The organism is Nitratireductor sp. XY-223, assembly GCF_004959855.1.
GTDB lineage: Bacteria > Pseudomonadota > Alphaproteobacteria > Rhizobiales > Rhizobiaceae > Hoeflea_A.
In genome coordinates, this window is sequence record NZ_SPNT01000037.1 from 1 (window position 1) to 2,500 (window position 2,500).

At 56.8% G+C, this 2,500-nt stretch carries 2 rRNA genes (1 of these 2 cut by a window edge); both read right to left on the reverse strand.

From position 1 onward, the window contains the following. Positions 1-16: 16 nt before the first annotated feature. Positions 17-131 (reverse strand): 5S ribosomal RNA (gene rrf / locus E4M07_RS28630). Positions 132-627: 496 nt separating this feature from the next. Next, a 23S ribosomal RNA gene (locus E4M07_RS28635) occupies positions 628-2,500 on the reverse strand (it continues 1,191 nt past the right edge of the window).

Genomic DNA, 2,500 nt, shown 5'->3' on the forward strand with positions numbered 1-2,500 from the left:
GTTTTGCTATTTGCGGACCTGGCGGCGCCCTACTCTCCCGCGTCTTGAGACGAAGTACCATTGGCGCAGGGGTGTTTCACGGCCGTGTTCGGGATGGGAACGGGTGCAGGCACCCCGCCATAACCACCAGGTCGGCAAAGAGCAAAGTTGAGAAGCTGGTTTTTGCCGGCTGTCCGGCTTTGTATTTATGCGCTCACGGCCGCATCGCCGCTTACGCAGCTGGCCTGCGCGGGCGCGCCGCACGGGCGGCGACGGCCGGTCGGCCTTGCGGTGCGTTGCACCGTATTCTTTTCCCTTGATGGTTTTACATGGGACAAGAATTCGAAGCCGAAGGCTTCGCAAGCGCGACTGCGCGTCGGCCACGGCGGGGAACCCGCCGGTATTGGCCGCGCTGTCCGCAGGTTAGCGGCGCAGCCGCGTTCAACCGTGAGGACATAGAATAATCAACGCGCACAAGTGTGCGCCGCCAATCGTTTGGCGCGCCCGCGCAGCGCAGCCCGCAGGGCGTACGCGCGTGAGCGAGAACAGTTTTCAAGCGCTATGCGCTTGCAGACCATGCGCCCAAAAAGTTGTTCGACTTTTTGGACAAGCTGCATGGTCAGGTAAAAATGGGCATTGGTAATGGGAACGATCAAGTCGTTTGAGCGATTAGTACTGGTCAGCTTCATGCGTTACCGCACTTCCACATCCAGCCTATCAACGTGGTCGTCTTCCACGGCTCTATGGGGACTGCTGGTTTTCAGGTTGGTTTCCCGCTTAGATGCCTTCAGCGGTTATCCATTCCACATATAGCTACCCTGCTATGCCGCTGGCGCGACAACAGGTCCACCAGAGATGTGTCCACCCCGGTCCTCTCGTACTAGGGGCAGCTCCTGTCAACATTCCTACACCCACGGCAGATAGGGACCGAACTGTCTCACGACGTTCTGAACCCAGCTCACGTACCGCTTTAATTGGCGAACAGCCAAACCCTTGGGACCTGCTCCAGCCCCAGGATGCGATGAGCCGACATCGAGGTGCCAAACAACCCCGTCGATATGGACTCTTGGGGGTCATCAGCCTGTTATCCCCGGCGTACCTTTTATCCGTTGAGCGATGGCCCTTCCACGCGGGACCACCGGATCACTATGACCGACTTTCGTCTCTGCTCGACTTGTCAGTCTCGCAGTCAGGCAGGCTTATGCCATTGCACTCGACGACCGATTTCCGACCGGTCTGAGCCTACCATCGCGCGCCTCCGTTACTCTTTGGGAGGCGACCGCCCCAGTCAAACTACCCACCATACACTGTCCCGGACCCGGATGACGGATCGCGGTTAGACATCCATGACGATAAGGGTGGTATTTCAAGGGTGGCTCCACAAGAGCTGGCGCTCCTGCTTCAAAGCCTACCACCTATCCTACACATGCCGACACGAATGCCAGTGTAAAGCTATAGTAAAGGTGCACGGGGTCTTTCCGTCTGACCGCAGGAACCCCGCATCTTCACGGGGAGTTCAATTTCACTGAGTCTGCGTTGGAGACAGCGGGGAAGTCGTTACGCCATTCGTGCAGGTCGGAACTTACCCGACAAGGAATTTCGCTACCTTAGGACCGTTATAGTTACGGCCGCCGTTTACCGGGGCTTCAATTCGCAGCTTGCACCGCTCCTTTTAACCTTCCGGCACCGGGCAGGCGTCAGACCCTATACGTCGTCTTGCGACTTCGCAGAGCCCTGTGTTTTTGATAAACAGTCGCTACCCCCTGGTCTGTGCCACCCCCATACGGTTGCCCGCATGAAGGTCACGCTTCTTCCGAAGTTACGCGTGCAATTTGCCGAGTTCCTTCAACGCAGTTCTCTCAAGCGCCTTGGTATGCTCTACCTGACCACCTGTGTCGGTTTCGGGTACGGTCTATATGGCGGAGCTATTTCCCGGGACCGCTTCGCTGCCAGACCAATCCAATAAGGACTGACAACACACGCGATCCGTCACTACCGCCAGGCCGACGAATATTAACGTCGTTCCCATCGACTACGCCTTTCGGCCTCGCCTTAGGGGCCGGCTAACCCTGCTCAGATTAACTTTAAGCAGGAACCCTTGGTCTTTCGGCGAGGGAGTCTCTCACTCCCTTTATCGTTACTCATGTCAGCATTCGCACTTCCGATATCTCCAGGACCCCTCACGGGTATCCCTTCACGGACCTACGGAACGCTCCGCTACCGCTTGCAAAAGCAAGCCCTCAGCTTCGGTGTATGGCTTGAGCCCCGGTACATTTTCGGCGCAAAGACCCTTATTTAGACCAGTGAGCTGTTACGCTTTCTTTAAATGATGGCTGCTTCTAAGCCAACATCCTGGTTGTTTTGGGATCCTCACATCCTTTCCCACTTAGCCATAACTTGGGGACCTTAGCTGGAGGTCAGGGTTGTTGCCCTCTCCACGACGGACGTTAGCACCCGCCGTGTGTCTGCCGAGCAGTACTCTTCGGTATTCGCAGTTTGGTTAGGATCAGTAAGGCGGTGA